Here is a 3,226-nt window from a genome sequence, read left to right as displayed (position 1 = left end):
CGACCCGGCTTCCACGCTGGCTTTCGGCGGGGTCCTGGCCTCCCTCAGGGGCGGACTTTGCGCGGGTGCGGAGAGTGCCTTCGAGGCCATGGTCTGTTTGCCACGGCAGTGGGTTTATTTTCCAAGCCGGAGGGACTGTGCCGCTTTCGGCCGGGCCGGGGCGGCAGCAGGGTTGGGGTTGGAAGTCTTCAGTCGATTCTTTATGCCCGCCCGGTTGCAGGCGATCGCGAGCCTTTTCAAGAACGCCAGGGGCCGCCCGTGGTTCGGTGGGTCAGTTCCTTTCCTTTTCCTTCTGGGATGTCCGGGCCTGGGTGGGCTCCGGAGTGCGGTGGGCTCTGTGAGCGCGGAGAGGATTTTTGGGGTTGAGGTTGGATGGTTTTGAGGAGAGAGCGGGCCTGGGGTTGAGTGGGATGGGAAGGCTGTTGGAGAGCTGACGTAGTTGGAAAGCGAGGTGAGCATGAAAGCGCTGGTTGGGCTGGTTTGGGTGGTGTGGGTTGGGTTGGGAGTTGTGACGTGGGGTCAGGAGGCGTTGTTGGAGGAGCCGGTGAACGGGGCCGGTCCGGCGCGGGTGGCGGAGGTTCCTGGTGGGGTTGGTGTGGGGCCCTGGGCGGATGCGACGGAGGCGGGTTTGTGGCGTCGGCTGGGGATGGGGCGGGGTGTGACCAACGGTGTGGTGGCCGGGGAGAGTTGGGAGATGGTGGGTGGCCCGGGGGTGCGGCTGACGATGAGAGAGGGTCGGGCGGTGGCGGTGGGGGCTCGGCACGGGGCGCGGTTGGGTCGGTTGGGATCGGCAGAGGGGGCGGTGCAGTGGGAGGCGGTGGGGGGTGGTACGGTGCGGGCGCGTCCTGTGGCGGTGGTGTTGTACGAGGCGGGGCGCGGGGAGAGCGTGGTGTTGGGTCGGTTTGTGGATCGGGTGGGTGTGGGGAGTGTGGAGGGGTGGGTGTTGTACACGAATGCGCTGGAGGGTTTGCCGGGTCGGGTGCGGGTTCGGACGGGGTTGAACTGGCTGGAGCAGGATGTGGTGTTGGAGGGTTGGTGGGGCGGGTTGCCGGCGGGATGGGAGGTAGGGCGGACGTGGTTGGAGGTGTGGACGGAGTGGTGGGGTGCGGAGGGTCGTGTGGTGGAGCGTGTACCGGTGGAGTGGCCGGGGCTGGGCGTGGTGGAGGATGAGATGGTGGAGGTGGGCGGGTGGCGGTTGGTGAGTGGTCGGGCGTTTGGTTGGCCTGAGGGGCAGGGGGATGGTTGGGTGCCTGTGGTGAAGGAATGGGTGCGGGGGGAGGGGGGCCGGCAGTGGCTGGTGGAACGGTTGCCGTTGGAGTCGGTGCGGGGTCAGTTGGAGCGGTTGCCGCGGGTGGACCGCGTGAGCGGGTTGACGGTTTGGCCGGGCCGGTGGGATCCGCGGCTGGCGGGGGCGGCGAATGAGGGGGACGGTGTGGTGGAAGTGGGGCGGGAGTCGGTGAAGCTGGTGGCGCAGGTGTTGGAGGAGGGGCCGGGTTTGGTCTTGGACTGGCTGTTGGTGGGGCCTGTACCGGTGCCGGCCGGGTGTGTGGCCTGGTGGCCGCTGGCCGGGGATGGGCGGGATGTGGTGGGGGGAAATGCGGCGGTTGCGCAGGGTGCCGTGGGTTGGGGGGCTGGTGCGGTGGGGCTCGGGTTGGTGCTGACGGGCAACAGCTATTTGAGTGTGTCCAATGCTGCGGGTTTGAACCCCACGACGGGACTGACGCTGGAGGGCTGGGTGTACCGTGGTACGGATGGGGTGCAGGTGCTGCCGGTGTTGAGCAAGGATGGTCCCGGGCTGCGGCAGTATGGTTTGGTGGTGTGGAGCAACCGTGTGGAGGCGGGTGTGAACCTGGCGGGGGTTGGGTGGGTGAGCGCGACGGCGTGGGGGACGTTGCCGGCGGGCCAGTGGCATCATGTGGCGGCGACGTGGGATGGGTCGAGCTTGCGGGTGTACGTGAACGGGCAGTTGCAGCAGCAGGTGGCGGCGTCCGGGACGCTGGTGACGACGGCGCAGCCGTTGACGATGGGTGCGGCGCCCGGGTGGGGTTGGTACGGGGGTGTGTACGGGACGGTGAGGCTGGACGAGTGTGCCGTGTACAACCGGGCGCTGTCGGCGTCGGAACTGTACGGGATCGTTCAGGCGGGTGGAGCCGGGAAGGTGTGGCCGGGCTGCGTGGAGCCTTTGGGAGGGTTGGTGGCGTGGTGGCCCGGGGACGGGGGTCCGTGGGATCTGGCGCGGACCAACGCGTTGCGGTTGCGCAACGGTCCGGGTTACGGGTCGGCGGTGGTGGGCGGCGGGTTTGAGTTGGACGGGGTGGACGATGGTGCGGATGCGGGGCCCGGGCAGGGGTTTGACGTGGGAGTGGGAGAGGCGTTGACGGTGGAGTTGTGGGTGCGGCCGGAGGTGAACGCGACGACGTACGGGGTCATGAGTCTTGTGAGCAAACGGTGGACGCCGGATGCGTCCAGGGCGCTGGGCTGGGAACTGTTTCTGCTGAACGGTCGGTTGGGGGTGCAGCTGGCTGATGCGGGTGGTTTTGCCAACTTTGTCAGCGGTGGGCCGGATTTGCGGGACGGTGGGTGGCATCATGTGGTGTGGACGCTGGACCGGAATGCTTCGGATGGGGGCCGGCTGTATGTGGACGGGGCGGAGGTCCTGCGGTTCAATCCGACGGTTCGGCCGGGCAGCCTGAGCAACGCGGAACCGGTGCGGGTGGGGATACACCCGCAAAGCGGGTTCAACGGCTATTACAAGGGCGGGCTGGACGAGGTGCGGATCTATCGGACGGCGCTGACGGTGGGGCAGGTGCAACTGTTGTATCAGAGCGGCGCGGGCGGGGTATGCAAGCGGGACAGTGACAATGATGGGTTGAGCGATTTGCAGGAGGTCTGGTTGGGGACCAATCCGTTCAGTGCGGACAGCGACGGCGACGGCGTGGGCGACGGGTTGGAATGGGTGCAGGGTCGCAATCCGCAGGGGGCCGGCGCGGAGACCAACCCCAGCCAGGTCCAATTGCAGGTGTACCGGCCGTGGTGAGGTGCAGGTGACAAGGAAGACCGTGCGACGGAGGCAGGCAACCATGAAGACCCGGATGACTCTTCTGTGTCTGGTGGCGCTTGTAGCATGGCCATGGTCGATGGCGGGTCAGTGCCCCTCGATCACACCGCAGGTGGTCAACGCAGGTGCGACCCGCGGAAAGATCGGCATCCCGTGCGGCGAGTGCCC

At 67.6% G+C, this 3,226-nt stretch carries 1 protein-coding gene; it reads left to right on the top strand.

The features are described 5' to 3' along the window. Positions 1-457 precede the first annotated feature (457 nt). A complete protein-coding gene (locus G4L39_RS15355; protein WP_165106203.1) occupies positions 458-3,037 on the top strand; it encodes a LamG domain-containing protein in 2,580 nt (859 codons plus the stop codon). Positions 3,038-3,226 lie beyond the last annotated feature (189 nt).

It is taken from the genome of Limisphaera ngatamarikiensis, from assembly GCF_011044775.1.
GTDB lineage: Bacteria > Verrucomicrobiota > Verrucomicrobiia > Limisphaerales > Limisphaeraceae > Limisphaera > Limisphaera ngatamarikiensis.
Note: the sequence above shows the minus strand (reverse complement) of the source record. Positions and strands in the feature narration are given on the sequence as shown.

Excerpts from the sequence above, each read along its gene's own strand:
- G4L39_RS15355 (WP_165106203.1), top strand. The coding sequence starts at position 458 with ATGAAAGCGCTGGTTGGGCTGGTTTGGGTGGTGTGGGTTGGGTTGGGA.